Below are 19,867 nucleotides of genomic sequence, written 5' to 3'. Positions count from 1 at the left end.
CTCCTATATAGAACTAAAACCTTGAATTTATTAACCTCTATATCAATGTATATATTGAGTTTTACTGCTAGTAACAGACTCTTTAAATAAAACTTTAAAAGGCATTTGATCTCAAAATTTTGAAAACTTTATTTTTTCTCTATTATTCTGTATAATTAAGGATAGTACTTTTAAGGAGATGGACAAATGAAGAAAATCGAGTTACTGGCACCAGCCGGAAGTCAGGAAAGTTTAATTGCAGCAGTACAATGTGGTGCCGATGCCGTTTATCTTGGCGGAAATAAGTTCTCTGCAAGAGCTTATGCTTCCAACTTTGATAACGAAACTTTAAAAAAAGCTATTGACTATTGTCATCTATACAATGTTAAATTATATGTCACTGTAAATACACTTCAAAAGGATAATGAGATTTTGGAAGCTTTGGAATATATAGGGTTCCTACATAATTCTGGAGTAGACGCTGTATTATTACAAGATTTAGGTCTGGCATATCTAGTTCGAAAAAACTACCCAAACTTAGAAATTCATGCATCAACTCAATTAACAGCACATAATGCTGAAGGTGTAAAATTTTTAAATGATTATGGATTTAAAAGAATAGTGTTATCTAGAGAGTTGTCTCTACCTGAGATTAAGTATATTTCAAAAGACCTAAATATAGAGACTGAAATATTTGTCCATGGTGCTTTATGTGTTTGTTATTCTGGTCAATGCCTAATGAGTTCAATGATTGGCGGAAGAAGTGGAAACAGAGGAAGATGTGCTCAAAGTTGTAGACTTCCATACTCTATTATAAATACTAATAGCCAAGAAGAAAAAAGAGGCTTTATCCTAAGCCCAAAGGATATGAATTTTATTGAAAATATAAAAGAAATTATAGATAGTGGTACTTCGTCTTTGAAGATTGAAGGACGCATGAAAAAACCTGAATATGTTGCCGGTGTAGTAACTACATATAGGAATGCTATCGATACCGTCTATAACGGCAAAAAGTTCGATACAAAAACTGAAATGAAAAAACTAACACAATTATTTAATAGAGAAGGATTTTCCAAAGGTTACCTATTTGGTAACGTTGGTAAAGATATGATGGCTTTTAACTTTCCTAAAAACACAGGGATTTTTATTGGAAAGGCTATAAATAAAACTGATATCATGCTTACAGAAGCTTTGAATATAGGCGATGGAGTAAGAGTAAATGAGGATGGTTTTGTAGTCTCATCAATTTTAAAGGATGGGCGTGATATTTCCAGTGCTGTTATTGGTGATAAAATAACTTTAAAACAAGGAAATTTTAAAAAAGGTGAGCCTATTTATAAAACAAATGACATATATCTAATGAAAACTCTTAAAGAACAATATATGGATCCTTTTAGAAACAAACATAAATTAGAGGGAACCATTAAATTTAAACTTAATGAAGCAATTGAATTTTCTACAAAATTCAGGAATAAACTGTATACTGTATATGGTGAAATAGTGAAAGAAGCTATAAAAAAACCTTTAGATAAAGGAAAAATAATTGATAATCTATCCAAAACAGGTAATACAGCCTTTGAATTTTCAGAAATAAATTTTTCTTGCTATGAAGAAGGTTTTCTACCTATAAGTTCGTTAAATAGTATTAGACGAGAACTCCTAAAAATAATAGAAGAAGATATGGTAAAAATTAGGAGCAATAATATAAAACTCAATCTAGATTTAAATAGGGAGCCTAAGAAAAATATAACTATGCCAAGGCTCTTGGCTGTAGTCAATACAAACGATCAACTTGAAGGCGCAATTGAAGCAAATGTTTCTTCAATTGCCATAGATTTATTTAATAGAAGAAGTAACTTATCAAAGGATCACGTTATAAAAAATAAAACTTTTATTAAAATTCCTAATATCATTAAAGAAGAATTTGACTATATATGTAAAACTATTGATGAGTTATTACCAAATATCCAAGGGATAATCACTTCAAACTTGGGTATTATTTCAAGATACCACGATAAAACTGATATTATCGGTGATTATAAACTTAATGTTTTTAACAAATATGCTCTAGATTTCTTTAGTTCTTATATTATAGGAAGTTGTGTTAGTGTAGAACTAAATAAAAATGAACTAAATGAATTAATTAAGAACGCTCCTATTGGATGTCAAATTCTTGGCTATGGTAAAGTCGAAATGATGGTATCAGAATATTGCCCTATCGGTAGTACCTTTGGAGGGAAATCTTGCAATAATAGTTGTTCAATGCCATGCGAAAATTCTAAATTTCTTTTAAAAGATAGAAAAAATGCAGACTTTATAATAAAAACTGACAAATTTTGTAGAAGTCATATTTATAATAGTGTAGCTATTAACTTATGTGAAGTTATCAGCGATATAAATAATTCTAAAATAGATTCTATTAGATTAGATTTTATTGATGAAAATTTTGAAGAAGTAAAAGATATAATAACTGCCTTTAGCAATAATAATAGTAGCTACTTTGAACAAAAAGGCAACTACACTAAAGGGCACTATAAAAGAGGGGTTGAATAAATTTGAACAAAAGGGTTTTAAGAGTATTAGAATTTAATAAAGTTAAAGATAAAGTTAAAGGTTATACCAATACAACTGCAGCAAAAGATTTAATAGAATCTTTAGAACCATATGATAATATATATGAAGTTCTAGAGCATCTTAAAGAAACAGAAGAAGCACTTAATCTTCTAATGAAAAAAGGTACCGCTCCCTTTGATGGAGCTTACGACATAAGAGATGCCATTAACCTTGCTTCAAAAGGTGGCACACTAATGGCTGTTCAACTTGTAAGAATCTCAAATGTTATGAGAATCGCAAGAAGATTTAAGGGATACATAGATACAAAAGAATCAGATATTTCTTCCAATGTTCTTGAAGATATATGTCAGGGAATAGTACCTGTTAAAAATTTAGAGGATGCTATTTTTAATGCGATAATTAGTGAAGATGAAATCAGTGATAAAGCAAGTACTACTTTATATAACATCAGAAGATCTCTTAAGGAGAAGAATAACTCAGTTAAAGAAAAAGTAAGTTCGATGGTAAGGCAATACTCAAATGTGCTTCAAGAAAACTTCTACACCATTAGAGGTGATAGATATGTTCTTCCTGTAAAAGCAGAGCATAAAGGATCCGTTCAAGGATTAGTACATGATCAAAGTTCTACAGGCTCAACATTATTCATTGAACCAATTGCATTAGTAAATTTAAATAATGAGATTAAAGAACTACTTTTGAAAGAAAAAGCTGAAATTGATAGAATTCTTCAAGAATTGTCGAATAAGGTATATGATGATATTAATGTTATTGAAAACAATTCATTAATTGTCACTGAATTAGACTTTATATTTGCTAAAGCAAAATATGCTAATGATTTAGGATGTACTATACCTAAAATAAATAAAGATGGAAATGTTGATTTAATTGAAGCAAGACATCCCCTTTTAGATAGAAAAATTGTAGTTCCTTCAGATATAAAGTTAGGTAGAGAATTTACATCGCTTGTTATAACAGGACCTAATACTGGCGGTAAAACTGTTACATTAAAAACCTTAGGTTTGATAGAATTAATGGCCTTATCTGGACTTTTAATTCCTGCAAGAGAAAATTCTACAGTAGGATTCTTTAAAGAGATTTTTGCAGATATTGGCGATGAACAAAGTATTGAGCAAAGTTTATCAACCTTTTCTAGTCACATGACAAATATTGTATCTATTATTGAAAATGCTGATGAACATTCATTAGCTTTATTTGACGAGTTAGGAGCTGGTACTGACCCTACAGAAGGTGCAGCTTTAGCAATTTCAATTCTTGAAAACTTAAGAATGAATAAAGTTAAACTAGTTGCCACTACACACTACAGTGAGTTAAAAGGATATGCTTTAAAAACAGAAAATGTAGAAAATGCTTCTGTTGAATTTGACGTTGAAACTTTAAAACCTACATATAGATTGCTTATAGGTATACCGGGAAAATCAAATGCCTTCGAAATATCTAGAAGGCTTGGATTACCTGATTATATAATAACTAATGCAAAAGAAAATATAGCCAGAGAAACCTTAGAATTTGAAGATTTAATACAAACTCTTCAAGAAAAAAGTATAAAAGCAGAAGAATACAGAAGAGAACATGAACTTTTAACTATAGAAGCAAAAAAATATAAAGAAAAATATGAAGAGAAATTTAATAGCATTTCATTATCAAGAGAAAAAGCTATTGAAGAAGGAAAAAGGGAAGCAAGAAAACTTCTAAAAGAAGCTAAAGAAGAAGCAGACAATATTTTAAGAGACATGAGAGAACTAGAAAAGCTTGGCTATGGAGCAGGGGCTAGACAAAAATTAGAAGAACAAAGATTAAAATTAAAAAATAAACTTGAAGAAGCAGAGACAAATTTAAAGAATAAAACACTTGACGGCGAAGCATTGACAACAGTAACTGAAGGTGAAGAAGTTTTCATACCTTCTCTAAATCAAAAGGCTATCGTTATTGGAAAAGTTGATAACAAAGGTGAAGTTCAAGTTCAAGCTGGTATAATGAAGATATCTATAAAGTTATCAGAACTTAGATCACCAAAAGATACCAAGGAACAGAAAAAAGTTAAAAAGAGAGAAATGAAGTTAAATCTGAAATCAGTATCATCCTCAATTGATATAAGAGGTGTGGATGGGGAAGAAGGAAGGTATATGGTAGATAAATACCTAGATGATGCTTTTATGGCTGGACTTGGCGAAGTAACAATTATTCATGGAAAAGGAACTGGAACTTTGAGAAATGCTATATGTGAAATGTTAAAAAAGCATCATCATGTAAAAAGTTTTAGACTTGGAAATTATAATGAAGGCGGTACTGGTGCTACAGTGGTGGAATTAATATGATTACAGTAAGTGCTTGTCTATGTGGTATAAACTGCAAGTATAATGGTGGTAATAATCTTAATCCTAGAATTAGAAAGTTAATGGAAGAAGAAGAAGTAATATTAGTGTGTCCTGAGGAACTAGGAGGCCTAAAAACGCCCAGATGTCCTGCAGAAATAGTTGGAGGAAGTGCACAGGATGTTCTAGAGGGTAAAGCTCAGGTCCTTACAAAAGAAGGCGATGATGTAACCCGTGACTTTATAAAAGGGGCCTATGAGGCTCTGGAAATTACAAAGAAATACAAAATAAATAAAGCTATATTAAAAAGCAAAAGTCCTTCATGTGGTACAAATAAAATATATGATGGGACATTTACCGATAAATTAATTGACGGTATTGGCATTACTGCTGAGCTTTTCAAAATCAATGGTATCGAAGTGTTTTCAGAAGACGATTATTAGATATTGACAAAATATTGAGGGTATAAAAATGAATAAAATTATGAAGGATAACTATCGGACTATAGGCAGAAGTTTCTATAGCAATCGAAATATAGAAAAAGCCTTTGAGTTTTACGAAAAAGCATATAACAGTGAAGAAGGAAAAAAAGATATTGAATTAATTCTTGATTTAGCTTTACTCTATGATGAAATTTATGATTTTGATAAAGCAAAAGAAAAATTTGAAGAAGTTATAAAACTAGACAATACAGATTCTAGGGGTTACTACGGCTTAGGAATGATATATGACAACAATAAGAACTTTGACAAAGCAATTGAAAACTACGAAAAAGCCATAAAATTAAATGCTAATTATAATAGAGCCTACTTCTATTTAGCTGGCGTCTATGATGATATTAAAAATGCAGATAAAGCCATTGAATGTTATAATAAAGTCTTATCACTAGATCCTAATGATTTTTGGTCTTATGTAAATCTTTCTTCTATATATGATGAGAAAGGGAATCTAGATATCTCTCTAATGTATATCGAAAAAGCTCTAAATATAGATCCTGAACATTATATGGCTTTATTCAATAAAGCAGTACTTAAAAAAAAGCTTGGTAATACTTGTGAAGCTATTAATCTCTACAAAGCTTCTATAGAAGATAATCCTTATTACGGTTTTTCTTATTTAAACCTATCAGTTATTTTTAAGGAAAAAAATCAGTATGAAGATGCAATTAAAATAATTTCTGAAGGAATTAAAAATAACGAGGAAGAAGGATACCTATATTACAATAGAGCATGCTTTTATGCTTACTTAAAAAACTACCAAGATTCTATTAATGATTTAAAAATTGCTATAAACCTATATCCAGATTTTAAAGAGTATATGAAAAATGATATAGAGTTAAAAGAAGTATTAGATTATTTTCTTTAAAACTATCAATTTTTCATAGCTTATATAATTAATTACAATGGTACTAAGTTATATTATTTACTCATAAAGTTATAATATATTTAGCTATTTATGGAATACTAAAGAGATAAGAAACTTTGATCTTATAATTAACATAAGTCTCTAAGATACTTTAATCTACATAATTATTCATATATTCACTTAAATAACATTATATAAAATGGAGGAGATACTATATGCTTTGTGTTAATAATGTTTACAGTGGCTTTAGGTTGGAAGAAGTCCAAAAGGTAAATGAAATAAACAGTACTGCAAATATATTTATTCATGAACAAAGTGGTGCAAAATTATTGTTCATTGACTGCGATGATGAAAATAAATCTTTTTCAATTGCTTTTAGAACTCCACCACAAGATAGTACAGGTGTAGCACATATATTAGAACACAGTGTCCTTTGTGGTTCAAAAAAATTTCCTGTAAAAGAACCTTTTGTAGAACTTGCTAAAGGTTCATTAAATACTTTTTTAAATGCCATGACCTTTAGCGATAAAACGCTTTACCCAATTGCAAGTAAGAATAATAAAGACTTTAATAATTTAATGGATGTTTACTTAGACGCAGTATTAAACCCTAAAATATATGAAGATTCTTATATAATGATGCAAGAAGGTTGGCATTATGAATTAAAAACTCCAAATGATGATTTAGAATATAAAGGCGTAGTTTATAATGAAATGAAAGGTGCTTTTTCATCACCTGATTCGGTACTTTATAGAAAAATATCACAAACACTTTTTCCTGATACTACCTATGGTTTCGAATCTGGTGGTGATCCAGAAAAAATTACCGACTTATCTCAAGAGGACTTTTTAGACTTTCATAAAAGATACTACCATCCATCAAACAGCTATATATTTTTATATGGTAAGTTAGATATTTTAGAAAATTTAAAATTTATAAATGAAAACTATCTTAAAAACTATCAAAAACAAGATATTGAATCATCTATTCCTGTACAAAAAGCCTTTAATTCAATGCAAGAAGTTATAGATAAATACCCAATCAGTAATAATGATAAAGACTCCGAAAAGACATATTTGAGTCTTAATTACGTAGTAGCCAATGCTAAAGAAAGCGAAAAAATATTAGCAATGGATATATTGGAACATTTACTACTTGAGGCACAAGGGGCACCATTAAAAAAGGCTCTTATAGATAATAACTTAGGAAAAGATGTTTATGGCTATTATGATAGTAGCTGTCTTCAGCCATATATGAGCATAATAGTAAAAAATTCCGATTTAGATAAAAAGGATTTATTTAAAAAAGTTGTTTATGAAACACTTGAAAGGTTAGTTAAAGAAGGTATTGATAAAAAAGCTATAGAAGCATCTATTAATAGAAAAGAGTTTGAACTTAGGGAAAATAATTTTAGAAACTATCCAAAAGGGCTTATATATAATATGGATGCCTTAGACAGTTGGTTATACGGATATGATCCTATTCAGAACTTAAGATTTGAAGAATCATTAGAGAATATAAAATCGGCGCTAACCACTGATTATTTTGAAAAAATAATTAAAGAAATTTTTCTCGATAATAACCACAGCTCATTGTTAGTTCTTACTCCTGAAAAAGGGTTAGGTGAAAAGAAAAATAATGAGATTAAAGCTAAATTAACAGAGTATAAGAACTCTTTATCAAAGGATCAAATCGATGCTATTATTAAAAATACAGCAGCTTTAGAAGAAAGACAGAATTCAAGGGATAGCAAGGAAGCTTTAGAAACCATTCCTATGCTTACAATAAATGATTTAAATTCTAAACCTGAAACAGCTCCTCTAGAAGAAAAAGACATTAAGGGTATAAAAGCACTTCATTCAAACGTCAATACCAATAAAATTGCTTATGTTTCTCTAAACTTTAATGCTGGTAATATTGACGAGAAGTTAATCCCATATTTAACAATTTTATCAAGACTTCTTGGAAAGGTTGATACTAATTCAAAAGGGTATGAGACCTTATCTCAAGAAATAGATATTTACACTGGAGGAATTGAAGCTTCCTCTTCAGCTTATTTCTATATAGACAATTCAGATGATTTTTATCCTTACTTTGCAGTAAAAGGAAAAGCTGTTAACTCAAATATGCAGTGTCTGATGTCGTTAATGAAACAAGTTATATTTGATAGTAAGTTTGAGGATAAAAATAGAATTAAGATCATCATAGATGAGCTAGAATCAAGAGTAGAATCTACTCTTATTAGCCGAGGACACAATGTCGCTGCTGGTAGAGCTTTAGCCTATGTATCAAAAAATAATAAATATCTTGAGGAACTTTCAGGAATTTATTTCTATGATTTCTTAGTAGATCTTCAAAGAAATTATGACGATAAATTTGATACTATAAAAAATAATTTAGTAAAACTTTCTAAAGAAATATTTAATAAGGATAATTTAATTGTTACTTTAATTGGAAGTGGAGAAGAATACTCTGCTTTAGAAAATAATATTAATGTTATTTATGATTCTCTTGGTGAAAATAAATTTGTTAAAAATAATTATTCTTTTGATAATTTAAAATCTGAAAATGAAGGATTTGTAACGTCTGGAAAAGTACAATATGTTGCAAAAGCAGCAAACTTAGGAGAATTAGGGTTAAAATACAGTGGCAAAATGCTTGTTCTAAAATCAATAATAAGCTTAGACTACCTATGGAATAAAGTCAGAGTTATGGGGGGGGCTTATGGGGGTTTTGCTGGAGTCCAAAGAAGTGGGAACTTCTATCTTGTATCTTATAGAGATCCTAATTTGAAAGAAACAATAGATATATATAATGACACATATAAGTATTTAGAAAACTTTTCTGCTGATGAACGTACAATGGTAAAATACATTATTGGTACTATATCAGATTTAGATTCAGCAGTAACTCCTCAACAAAAAGGAGAGAATGCTATAGCAAACTACTTCAGAAAAATTACTAATGAACAAGTAGCAAAAGAAAGAGAAGAGGTAATTAAGACAACAGAAGAAGATATTCGTCTTCTTGCAGATGTAATTAAAAAAGCAATGGACGATAATAATCTTTGTGTAATAGGTAATGAAGATAAGATTGAAAATTCTAAAGATCTCTTTAATTCTACTAGAAGTCTTTTATCTAACAACTAAAAAAAGCTGTTCATCTCTCGATGAACAGCTTTTCTTTATTCTACATTTATATAAACCGCATCTTCTTCCTTAACAACCTTTATATATTCTACATTAGGATCCTCAGTTCCTTGAACATATAAACCTGTAGCTTTTAATTGACTAACATAACTGATTATTTCTTCAGTTATTTTTTCTCCTGGACATAAGATAGGAATACCAGGAGGATAAGCCATTAAGAATTCTCCACTTATCATACCTATACTATTTTTTAAAAGAACAGGAGTTTTAACGGAATTAAAAGCTTCTCTTGGAATTTGTATTTGTTCTGGTACAGACGGAATGTCTAAAAAGTCTCCTAAGCCTTGTGAGTTACCATGATATTCACTACTTATCTCTTTAAGAGCAGCAATAAGTGCATCAATATTTTCCTTTGTATCTCCAAAAGATCCAACAGCAAGAGTATTATAAAAATCAGAAAGTTCCATTTGTATATGATATTTTTCTGATAACATCATGTCCAACTCGTATCCAGTTATGCCTAATTCCCTACAAGAAATAGTAATCTTTGTTGGATCAAAACCATAAGCACCTGGTTTACCTAGTACTTCTTCACCAAAACAATAAAAACCATCAATTCTATTTATTTCTGAACGTGCATAATTTGCAAGTTCTATAGCATTGTCTAACAGTTCTTTACCATTAATTGCAATTTGTCTTCTTGCAGTATCTAATGACGCCATCAATATATATGATGGAGACGTAGTTTGTAGTACATTAAGCATTTGCTTAACTCTATTAGTATCTACAAGTTTAGATTTCACATGAAGAAGAGAACCTTGAGTTAAAGACCCAATAATTTTATGAGTACTTTGTGCACAAATATCCGCTCCAGCTTCTAATGCTGATAGTGGAAGCTTTTCGTTAAATAATAAATGTGGTCCATGAGCTTCATCAACAATTAAAGGAATATTATAGCTATGTACTATATCAGCAATACTTTTTAAATCTGTAGCTACACCATAGTAAGTCGGATTTATAATTAAAACTGATTTTGCATCAGGATTAGCTTCTAATGTCTTTTTAACCGTCTCAGGAGTTACCCCATGCGCTATACCCAACTTTTTATCAAATTCTGGTTGCATATAAACAGGTATAGCTCCACTTAAAATAATCCCAGCAGTTACTGATTTGTGAACATTTCTAGGAATTAGAATTTTATCACCATCGCTCACCACGGACATAATCATAGCTTGAATCGCTCCTGAGGTGCCGTGAATTGAGAAAAAGGTTGAGTCTGCTCCATATGCGTCTGCAGCTAGTTCTTGTGCTTTTTTAATAGGTCCTGTTGGATGATGTAGAGAATCAACAAGTTTAAATACCGTTACATCTATCTTAAAAGGATTTTCACCAATAAACTTTTTAAATTCCTCATCAATACCATAACCTTTCTTATGACCTGGAACATGAAAAGGTATCGTTTCTCTATTTACATACTCCATTAGAGCATCAAATAGCGGAGTTTCATTTTGATTCATTTTATACACCTTGAAATGCACCTCTTTCTTAAATTCTAAATAAAAACAAACATATTTATTATAGAGTAATATATTTTACAATTCAATAATTTTAAAAAATAAAATAAATAATATTTTATTTTTCCAATTTTATTCCAATTTTTATTATCGAAATCGTTGTATCTTGACGAAAAATTATGTATAGTATTAATAGGGTCTAATAAACGTTACAAAAGATATAATACAATTTAGTTATTTTGCAGGAGGTTATTATGAATTATAAGGAAAAATATTTGAGCTGGTTAAATGCTGAAAACCTAGACTTAGAGACTAAGGAAGAATTAAACGCGATTAAAGATGAAAAAGAGATTGAAGACAGATTTTACAAGGATCTAGAATTTGGCACAGGAGGCTTAAGAGGGGTAATCGGTGCTGGAAGCAATAGAATGAACGTTTATACTGTCGCAAAAGCAACACAAGGTTTCGCAAACTATTTAGTGGCAAACTACAAAGATAATGCATCTGTCACTATTGCCTATGACTCAAGAAATATGTCAAAAGAGTTTGCGGAAAGTGCTGCTTGCGTATTATGTGCAAATGGCATTAAGGTAAATCTATTTGAATCCTTAAGACCAACACCAATGCTATCATTTGCTGTTAGAGAGTTAAAATCTAGCGGTGGTATAGTTATTACTGCATCACATAATCCTAAACAATATAATGGATATAAGGTTTATGGAGAAGACGGTGGCCAAGTAACTGATTATAACGCTATGGTAATCTTAGATGAAATAACAAAAGTAGATATTTTCAATGATACTAAAACAATGGATATAGAAGAAGCTAAAAAGCAAGGTCTTCTAAACATTATTGGTGAAGCTGTAGATACTGCTTTTATAAACAATGTAAAAGCTCAAACTATCAGAGAAGAGCTTGTGCGCGAACATGGTAAAGATTTAGAAATAATCTATACACCAATACACGGTACCGGAAATTTACCTGTGAGAAAAGTTCTACAGGAACTTGGGTATGAAAGCCTTCATGTAGTAAAGGAACAAGAGTTACCTGACGGTAATTTCCCAACAGCACCATATCCAAACCCAGAGAATCCTCAAGTATTTGAAATTGCGTTAGAAATGGCTAAAGAAATAAAGCCAGATATAATTTTTGGAACTGACCCAGATGCTGATAGAATTGGTGCAGTTGTTAAAGATTCAGAAGGCAATTATCAAGTATTATCAGGAAATCAAACAGGAGTTCTTTTAACTCATTACATAATTACATCACTTATAGATCTAAAGAAATTACCACAAAATCCAGCAGTTATAAAAACTATTGTTACTAGCGAACTTGCAACAAAAATTTGTGACCACTACGGAGTAACATTAATTGATGTTCTTACAGGCTTCAAATATATCGGAGAAAAAATCAAAGAATTTGAAGAAACAAACTCAAATACTTTCTTATTTGGATTTGAAGAAAGTTATGGAGCACTTGCTGGAACATATGCTAGAGATAAAGATGCTGTTGTTACTGCAATGCTTATATGTGAAATGACATTATACTATAAAAATAAAGGACTTAGTCTTTATGAAGCATTTATTCAGTTAAGCAAAGAGTTTGGATACTATAAAGAAGAACTTATCTCAATTGAACTTCAAGGAAAAGAAGGTCAAGAAAAAATTCAAAAATCTTTAGATTATTTAAGAGAAAACCCATTAACAGAGGTTAATAATGTTGCAATTAAAACTGCATTTGATTATAAGAAAGGAATAGAAACAAATCTTGAAAATAAAGCTGATAAAACTATAGACCTTCCAAAATCAAATGTTTTAAAATACATTTTATCAGATGATTCTTGGTTTGTTGTGAGACCTTCAGGTACTGAGCCAAAAATGAAAGTTTATCTTTCTGTTGTAGGTAAATCTTTTGAAGATTCAAAAATAAAGATGGAAGACTTTAAAGAAAACATTATGGCTATAATTAATAAAGCAATGGTATAGACTACTAATACATTCTATAAAATTTTAGTTAATATATACTTGTGATGAAAATTCTTTATTAGAAAAATATGAATTCTTATGGTTATCATAAGAATTCATATATCTATATAGATGATACTTTTTACACTTTAGGAGAAAATATGGATATAAAAAATTTTTTCAAAGAAAAACTAGCAACTGTTATGTTTTTAGAGTTAAAACCTGAAAGAGTAGAAACTTTATTTAAAATTCCCACGAATGAACAAATTTACTTTCCTTTAAGAGCTGAAAAAATGAATTCATTAGTTATGAGTGGAAATTCAGAAAGAATTCCATTAGGCTTTTTTATAGAAGGGTTTTTTTATGTTATCGGAGCTGATCCAGACTTTAAGTTTAATATAGTCTACAAAGATATTATTTTTACAAATGCTAAATTTATAGATTATATAAAAGGGTTAATTGCAAGTGAAATTACAAATAATAATTATGATGATGCTTACTTATTTTTAAAAGGCTTACTAGAAATAGATCCCTCTGAAGAAAATTATAAGAAGTTTTTTCTTTTAGCAGAGGAATTAAGGCTTAATAATTCTATTTACATAGAGGATATACTTTTAGTCATTGAAAAAGCATATAAAATAGATAATTTTCCAGAACCTTATTATTATGAGGCATTAATTTTGAAAGAACAGGGTGATTTTACAAAAGCCCTTTACTGTATAAATAACTATTTTAAAGTAGGTGGTACTTTAACAAAAGAAACTTCCGAATTAAGAAGTGTTTTAAAAGACATTAGAAGTTATGAACGTGGAAAAGAAATTCTATATGAGGATCCTAAAGGTGCATTAGAATTATTATTGCCACTAGCATCACCATTTGGTGACGATCCTATATTACTTTACTATATAGCTATTGCCTATAGGATTTTAAACCAAAACTCTCTTGCTTTAGAATACCTCCAACAAGCTTTTGCTTTAGATAATCAATTAATTGAAGTGGTAAATGAACTTGGAATAAATTATGCTGCTATTGGAGATTATGAGAAGGCAATACAATATTTAAGAAAAGCTTTTGAAGCTACTAAAGCTATTGAAATATGTACAAATTTAATTATGTGCTATATTAATATTGAAGATTTAAAGCAAGCAAAACTTCATCTAAGCATCGCTGAAAAATTGAAACCTGATGATGAGATAGTTCAACAACTAAAAGACATACTAACAAACAATATCTAGGGAGGAAAACATATGAAAGTAAAAAAAGCTATTATACCTGCTGCTGGACTTGGAACAAGATTTTTACCAGCAACAAAAGCTCAGCCAAAAGAAATGCTTCCAATAGTTGATAAGCCAACAATTCAGTATATTATTGAAGAAGCAGTAGCATCTGGTATAGAAGAAATTTTAATTATTACTGGAAGAAATAAAAGAGCAATTGAAGATCATTTTGATAAATCAGTTGAACTTGAAAAGCAACTTGAGAACACTGGAAAAAATGAACTTTTGCAACTTGTAGATAGCATATCAAATATGGCTAATATTTATTATATAAGACAGAAAGAGCCAAGAGGGCTTGGCCATGCAATTGCTTGTGCAAAAACCTTTGTTGGTAACGAACCATTTGCCGTAATGCTAGGTGATGATGTTGTGGACAATAAAGAACCTTGCTTAAAACAATTAGTAAACTGCTTTAACGAATATAAGACAACTGTATTAGGTGTACAAAGAGTAGATGAAAAGGATGTCAGCAAATATGGAATTGTAAATGGTAAACCTATAGAAGATGGCGTATTTAAAGTTAAAGATTTAGTAGAAAAACCATCTCCTGATGAAGCGCCATCTAATATTGCAATTCTTGGTAGATACATAATAACGCCTAGAATCTTTGATATTTTAGAGAATACATCTCCTGGAAAGGGTGGCGAAATTCAATTAACGGACGCATTAAGAACCTTAATGATGGAAGAAGCAATGTATGCCTTTGAATTTAAAGGACGTAGATATGATGTTGGAGACAAACTAGGTTTTCTTCAAGCAACAGTGGAATTTGCACTTAAACGTGAGGATTTAGGAGGCGAATTTTTGCAATATTTAATTAACTTAAAAAACAATAGTGAGTTTATGGAGAAACTACATGATTAAGTTTATATGCCTACTATAACATTTATAGTGGGCATTATTTTGCTTGTTAGTTGATATTGAACCATAAAATTTAAATTGGGTATAACATCGTTACTTACAATCCTAAATCTCACATTGATAAAATTATCCTTTAAGCTACTAGTTTCCATTGCATATCTTTAACAAAAACAACTTTAATAAATCAAGCAACCTCATTAATTCAATACTATGTGGACAAAGGAATGTTATATATGATAAAATAAACGAAGAATTTTGACTAAATAATAGAAATTAGGTGAGTACATGAATACAAACTGGTTTATGATGCTATTTGGAATATATCTAACTATTTTTCCTCTATTTCCATCAGCTATCAATAGAAAAACACTTTTTACAGAGTTTTTTATGCTAATATTAATGATTATATATCTAGCAATAAACTTAAAGTCTAAAGATAAGAAAATTCAATTTATAAAAAATTTAAAAGAATTTTTCACTGATAAACTCTCGATAACACTATTAGTTTTACTAGGTTTTATGCTTATTTCCATAAGTTATTCTACTGACCTTATATTAGTTTTAAAAGATTCTATGAGATTTATAGTAGCTCTAGGAATATTTTTTATCGTTAGGTTTGAAATCAAAAGTAAGAAATCTTTAGACAACTTAATTAAGTTAATCTATATTCCTGCTTTTATCGAATTTACATATGGAATTATTCAGTACATAACAGGTTGGGGATTAATATTTCACACAGGAGATATTGCAAGAATAGAAGGAAATGTAGGTCATCCTAATACTCTTGCTGGATATGCAGTTCTTTTATTTTTCCCACTGTTCTTTATTATGGTTAATGAAAAGAAAAAAAAATGGAAAATTTTTTATGCTGTAGAGCTATTGCTTCTAGTAGTAAATATTGTATTAACTTTTTCAAGAAATAGTTGGTTAGCTTTAGTATTAGGAATTCTAATTTTGTGCATATACTATAGTTGGAAATTTTTAATTCCTCTTGGGATTGGGGGAATTATAGCCCTTTCAATTAGTACTATTCGCTTAAGATTAACACAATTTGTAGATCCTAATATTAATTCTGGAAGAATAAAAATTTGGACTTTGACATTAAAATGTTTTAAAGAACATCCGATCTTAGGAGTAGGCGCTGGCAATTATGAAGCAGTCCATAAAAGTTATGTTGCTAGATATCCTCAATATGATCCAGGTGAGCAAATTTATCATACCCATAATGTATATTTAAAAATGTTATCTGAACTTGGAATTGTAGGTTTCGTTACATATGTTGTAGGTGCATTCTTTATATTAAAAAAGATTTTTACAGTTCATAATAAGTTATCAGGTTACTACAAAGATTTAATGGGTGGAATATTGATATCCTTCATTACAGCTTATTTTGTTATTAATATGTTTGATAATGTAATGGTACTTCCTCAAATTATGAACTATTTTTACTTGTTTTTAGGAATAGTTTATGTTATTGAAAGACTTAATAAAAATGCATAATATTTGAGCAAGTAATATTTCAATATATTACCTGCTCATTTTTTAGTAATAGTGAAGGGACTGAAACAAATGGCTAGTGACTTATTAGGTTATAAGATATATAGTAAATCTATGGATCATTTGATTCATGAGGTTATGGTTAGCGAGAATAAAACTCATATAATCTCGGGAAATCCTGAAGTTCTAACGAGTGGTTTAAAGGAAGAAGAGCTTTTTAATAATTTTACTGATAAAAATTCAATAATTATTCCTGATGGTATAGGGATAGTTATTTCCGCCAGACTTACAAAAGTGCCAGTAGAAGGTAAAATCCCTGGAATTGAAGTTTTAGATAAAATACTTCGCGAATTTGAAACTAAAAACAAATCAGTATATCTTCTTGGAGCTACTGAAGACACAGTAACTAAAGCAGTAGCTAAACTTAAGAAAAAATATCCCACACTGATTGTTGCAGGTTATCATAATGGATTTTTTGATTTAAATAATTGTAATGATATAATAGAAAATATAAAGGCTTCGAATGCAGAAGCGATATTTGTTGCTATGGGGGCACCTAGGCAAGAACGATTTATAATAAAGTATATGGATATTCTACCTTGTAAAATATTCATGGGTGTAGGTGGAAGCTTTGACATCATTGCAGGCAATCTAAAACGTGCACCTAAATGGATGATTTCATTAGGTTTAGAATGGTTATATAGAGTATCTAAAGAACCCTTTAGAATTAAACGACTTGGTGTTATTCCCAAATTTATAATTAAAGCTGTCATATCAAATAGAAAATAATAGAAATTTGCATAGTAAAAATCTTAATTTTCTACTACAACTAAAACTAAAGAATATTTCTATTCTTTAGTAAAAGGTAGTTGTTAATTATTAATGCAATTTCTTGAATAATAATAAAAGGAGAAAATAATATGAGAATTTTAATCACTGGAGCTAATGGACAATTAGGAAGAGAATTAACAAAACAATATAGGAATGAGAACGTAGAATTAATATTAACAGATGTTGATAATTTAGATATCACTAAAGTAGATGAAGTTTTTAATATAATGATCGAAAAAAGACCAGATGTTGTTATAAACTGTGCCGCTCACACTGCTGTTGATAAGTGTGAAGAAGATGTTGAGAATGCTTATAGAATAAACACAATTGGTCCAAAAAATCTTGCTGCAGCTGCTTTTGCTATAGGAGCAGAGATTGTTCAAGTATCTACAGACTATGTTTTTGACGGTGAAGGAAATGCACCTTTAACTGAATTTGATAGAACAAATCCTCAAACTGTATATGGAGAAACAAAACTTCAAGGCGAAGAACTTGTAAAATCTCTAAATCCAAGACATTATGTTGTAAGAACTGCTTGGCTTTATGGTGATGGAAATAATTTTGTTAAAACTATGATAAAACTTGGTGAATCTGGAAATGAGGTAAAAGTAGTTTCTGATCAAGTTGGATCTCCAACTAGCACTGTTGATTTAGCTAATGTTATTAGAGATTTAATTAAGAATAAAAATTATGGAACATTCCATGCAACATGTAAAGGAATGTGCTCATGGTTCGATTTTGCACAAGAAATATTTAGACTTAAAAATATGGATGTTAAGTTAGTACCTTGTACAACTGAAGAATTCCCAAGACCGGCAAAAAGACCTAAGTACTCTGTTTTAAGAAATTATTCTTTAGAATTGACAACTGGTGATATAACAAGGGACTGGAAAGAATCACTAAAAGAATATCTAGCTACTTTATAGAATGAGAAGTAAGCTACATATGAAAAAAAGTAAGCTACTTAATGGTTCTTTGGCTATAATGATACTTATAACTGCATCAAAGCTCTTAGGACTCATTCGCGATTCTCTTATCGCTAAAAGTTTTGGATTAAGTTACTTAAATGACATATATTCATTTTCTATTGGTACTACAATGCTATTTATTAGTATTAGCTATGGCATTACTGCAGCATTACTACCAATCCATACAAATATAAAAGAAGCAAAAGACATAAAAGAGCGTAATAGATTTATAAACAATACAATAAATATAACATTATTCTTTACGCTCTTAGTAGTTCTGCTTGGTGAAATTGGGGCTGGAGCTATTGTCTCAATATTTGCTTCATCTTTTAAAGCAGATATTGAGATATATAATCAAGCAATACTTTTAGTTCGAATAATGTTTTTATCACTATTATTCGTTGGAGCTCAAAGTATAATTACTTCTGTATTGCAAAGTCATGATGAATTTATTGTACCTTCGTCAATGCCCATTTTTTCAAATGCAATATATATTTTCTATCTAGTATTTTTTATTGATACCTTTGGATTAAATGGGTTTGGTGTTGCCACAGTTTTAGGTTTTTTATCAATGCTTTTGGTGAATATTCCAACCTTTAAAAAGCTAGGATACAAGTATCAATTAGTTTTTAACTTTAAAGACGAAAATATAAAAAGACTTGGAAGATCTATGATTCCTATAATTATATGTTCTTCACTTGTTCAAATAAATGTCTTCATAGTTAGAGGTTTTGCAGGTTCTTTAGAATATGGCTCAATTTCTTCACTTGACTATGCTAATAAGCTTAATATGCTAGTTTATGAAATATTTGCTCAAGCGATTAGTATGGTTATATATCCAACACTAGCAAGGCATATCGCGCGAAAGAATTATATTGAGTTTAAGAGTGAGATTGTCCGTGGAGTTAACCTAATATTTCTTTTAATGATACCTGGTGCTATAGGTTTGTTAGTTCTAAGAGAGCCACTTATTACTTTGTATCTTAAAAGAGGCTCTTTTGGAGATATGGAAGTTTTAATGACTTCATCAGCATTACTTTTCTATATCCCTACAATGGTTATCTATGGAATGAGAGATGTTTTAAATAGGGGATTCTTTTCATTAAATGAATCGAAATTACCTATGTATAATGCTGGTTTAAATATTCTTTTGAACATAGTCTTTTGTTATTTTGCAATTGGCAATTTAGGAATTAGAGGTCTTGCATTAGCTAACTCTCTTGCTACATTTTTTGCTACAGTAATATTAATGTTAACTCTTAGCAGAAAAACTAATGGCCTTGACTTTAGAAGACTTTTTATAAGCTTTATCAAAATAACAGCATCAAGTGCTTTAATGGGACTTACAGTTTATATTTTAAATAATATAATTATTAAGCATTTTGAGCACACTATATCAGGAAGTCTAATTTCTGTTATAGTCTCTGCTTTAATTGGTGCTTCAATATATGGATTATTACTATATATACTGAAAGAAAAAGAGTTTTTAACATATATTAAAATGATTTTTAATAGAGGATCTAAATCCATTTCATAAATTAGAATATAAAAATCC

The 19,867-nt window shown here is 29.8% G+C and carries 13 protein-coding genes; 12 read left to right on the top strand and 1 reads right to left on the bottom strand.

Annotated features, from left to right (window positions below):
• Positions 1-186 precede the first annotated feature (186 nt).
• The 5 genes from CLOCEL_RS10675 (at position 187) to CLOCEL_RS10655 (ending at position 9,400) form a co-directional block, all read left to right on the top strand.
• Positions 187-2,532: a U32 family peptidase gene (locus tag CLOCEL_RS10675; RefSeq protein WP_010076912.1), complete on the top strand. Its 2,346-nt coding sequence runs from the start codon at positions 187-189 to the stop codon at positions 2,530-2,532.
• Between the two features lie 2 nt (positions 2,533-2,534).
• Positions 2,535-4,889 (top strand): endonuclease MutS2, encoded by a 2,355-nt coding sequence (locus CLOCEL_RS10670; protein ID WP_013291722.1) that lies wholly within the window; start codon positions 2,535-2,537, stop codon positions 4,887-4,889.
• Positions 4,886-5,329: a 2-thiouracil desulfurase family protein gene (locus tag CLOCEL_RS10665; RefSeq protein WP_013291721.1), complete on the top strand. Its 444-nt coding sequence runs from the start codon at positions 4,886-4,888 to the stop codon at positions 5,327-5,329. The genes CLOCEL_RS10670 and CLOCEL_RS10665 overlap by 4 nt, the downstream gene beginning before the upstream one ends.
• A 28-nt stretch (positions 5,330-5,357) precedes the next feature.
• Complete coding sequence (locus CLOCEL_RS10660; RefSeq protein WP_010076915.1) at positions 5,358-6,251, top strand: tetratricopeptide repeat protein; 894 nt, start codon at positions 5,358-5,360, stop codon at positions 6,249-6,251.
• Between the two features lie 215 nt (positions 6,252-6,466).
• The gene (locus tag CLOCEL_RS10655) at positions 6,467-9,400 is read left to right on the top strand and encodes an insulinase family protein (RefSeq protein WP_010076916.1); all 2,934 of its coding nucleotides are present in this window, start codon (positions 6,467-6,469) and stop codon (positions 9,398-9,400) included.
• Positions 9,401-9,435: 35 nt separating this feature from the next.
• Here CLOCEL_RS10655 and CLOCEL_RS10650 read toward each other — a convergent pair whose 3' ends face one another.
• Complete coding sequence (locus CLOCEL_RS10650) at positions 9,436-10,926, bottom strand: aminotransferase class I/II-fold pyridoxal phosphate-dependent enzyme (protein ID WP_029169275.1); 1,491 nt, start codon at positions 10,924-10,926, stop codon at positions 9,436-9,438.
• Positions 10,927-11,168: 242 nt separating this feature from the next.
• On the opposite strand from CLOCEL_RS10650, the gene CLOCEL_RS10645 reads away from it, so the two are divergent.
• The 7 genes from CLOCEL_RS10645 to murJ all read left to right on the top strand — a co-directional run bounded on the left by CLOCEL_RS10645 (position 11,169) and on the right by murJ (position 19,849).
• Positions 11,169-12,899 carry a phospho-sugar mutase gene (locus CLOCEL_RS10645; protein ID WP_010076918.1) on the top strand — a complete coding sequence of 577 codons (1,731 nt, stop codon included), beginning with the start codon at positions 11,169-11,171 and terminating at the stop codon, positions 12,897-12,899.
• 140 nt (positions 12,900-13,039) lie between these two features.
• Entirely contained in the window at positions 13,040-14,113 is a 1,074-nt protein-coding gene (locus tag CLOCEL_RS10640) for a tetratricopeptide repeat protein (RefSeq protein ID WP_010076919.1), read from the top strand.
• Positions 14,114-14,125: 12 nt separating this feature from the next.
• Positions 14,126-15,019 carry a UTP--glucose-1-phosphate uridylyltransferase GalU gene (gene galU, locus CLOCEL_RS10635; protein WP_010076920.1) on the top strand — a complete coding sequence of 298 codons (894 nt, stop codon included), beginning with the start codon at positions 14,126-14,128 and terminating at the stop codon, positions 15,017-15,019.
• A 282-nt stretch (positions 15,020-15,301) separates the two neighbouring features.
• Positions 15,302-16,516, top strand: a complete 1,215-nt coding sequence (locus tag CLOCEL_RS10630; protein ID WP_010076921.1) for an O-antigen ligase family protein — start codon at positions 15,302-15,304, stop codon at positions 16,514-16,516.
• A 69-nt stretch (positions 16,517-16,585) separates the two neighbouring features.
• Positions 16,586-17,302, top strand: a complete 717-nt coding sequence (locus tag CLOCEL_RS10625) for a WecB/TagA/CpsF family glycosyltransferase (RefSeq protein ID WP_010076922.1) — start codon at positions 16,586-16,588, stop codon at positions 17,300-17,302.
• A gap of 131 nt (positions 17,303-17,433) precedes the next feature.
• On the top strand, positions 17,434-18,270 hold the full coding sequence (gene rfbD, locus CLOCEL_RS10620; protein ID WP_010076923.1) for a dTDP-4-dehydrorhamnose reductase: 837 nt from the start codon (positions 17,434-17,436) through the stop codon (positions 18,268-18,270).
• 19 nt (positions 18,271-18,289) lie between these two features.
• Entirely contained in the window at positions 18,290-19,849 is a 1,560-nt protein-coding gene (gene murJ, locus CLOCEL_RS10615) for a murein biosynthesis integral membrane protein MurJ (RefSeq protein ID WP_010076924.1), read from the top strand.
• Positions 19,850-19,867 lie beyond the last annotated feature (18 nt).

The organism is Clostridium cellulovorans 743B (assembly GCF_000145275.1).
GTDB lineage: Bacteria > Bacillota > Clostridia > Clostridiales > Clostridiaceae > Clostridium_K > Clostridium_K cellulovorans.
Note: the sequence above shows the minus strand (reverse complement) of the source record. Positions and strands in the feature narration are given on the sequence as shown.

What these genes read in the sequence shown, in the direction of transcription:
- CLOCEL_RS10675 (WP_010076912.1), top strand. Translation starts at nt 187, where the DNA reads ATGAAGAAAATCGAGTTACTGGCACCAGCCGGAAGTCAGGAAAGTTTA.
- CLOCEL_RS10665 (WP_013291721.1), top strand. Translation starts at nt 4,886, where the DNA reads ATGATTACAGTAAGTGCTTGTCTATGTGGTATAAACTGCAAGTATAAT.
- CLOCEL_RS10660 (WP_010076915.1), top strand. Translation starts at nt 5,358, where the DNA reads ATGAATAAAATTATGAAGGATAACTATCGGACTATAGGCAGAAGTTTC.
- CLOCEL_RS10655 (WP_010076916.1), top strand. Translation starts at nt 6,467, where the DNA reads ATGCTTTGTGTTAATAATGTTTACAGTGGCTTTAGGTTGGAAGAAGTC.
- CLOCEL_RS10645 (WP_010076918.1), top strand. Translation starts at nt 11,169, where the DNA reads ATGAATTATAAGGAAAAATATTTGAGCTGGTTAAATGCTGAAAACCTA.
- CLOCEL_RS10640 (WP_010076919.1), top strand. Translation starts at nt 13,040, where the DNA reads ATGGATATAAAAAATTTTTTCAAAGAAAAACTAGCAACTGTTATGTTT.
- galU (WP_010076920.1), top strand. Translation starts at nt 14,126, where the DNA reads ATGAAAGTAAAAAAAGCTATTATACCTGCTGCTGGACTTGGAACAAGA.
- CLOCEL_RS10630 (WP_010076921.1), top strand. Translation starts at nt 15,302, where the DNA reads ATGAATACAAACTGGTTTATGATGCTATTTGGAATATATCTAACTATT.
- CLOCEL_RS10625 (WP_010076922.1), top strand. Translation starts at nt 16,586, where the DNA reads ATGGCTAGTGACTTATTAGGTTATAAGATATATAGTAAATCTATGGAT.
- rfbD (WP_010076923.1), top strand. Translation starts at nt 17,434, where the DNA reads ATGAGAATTTTAATCACTGGAGCTAATGGACAATTAGGAAGAGAATTA.
- murJ (WP_010076924.1), top strand. Translation starts at nt 18,290, where the DNA reads ATGAAAAAAAGTAAGCTACTTAATGGTTCTTTGGCTATAATGATACTT.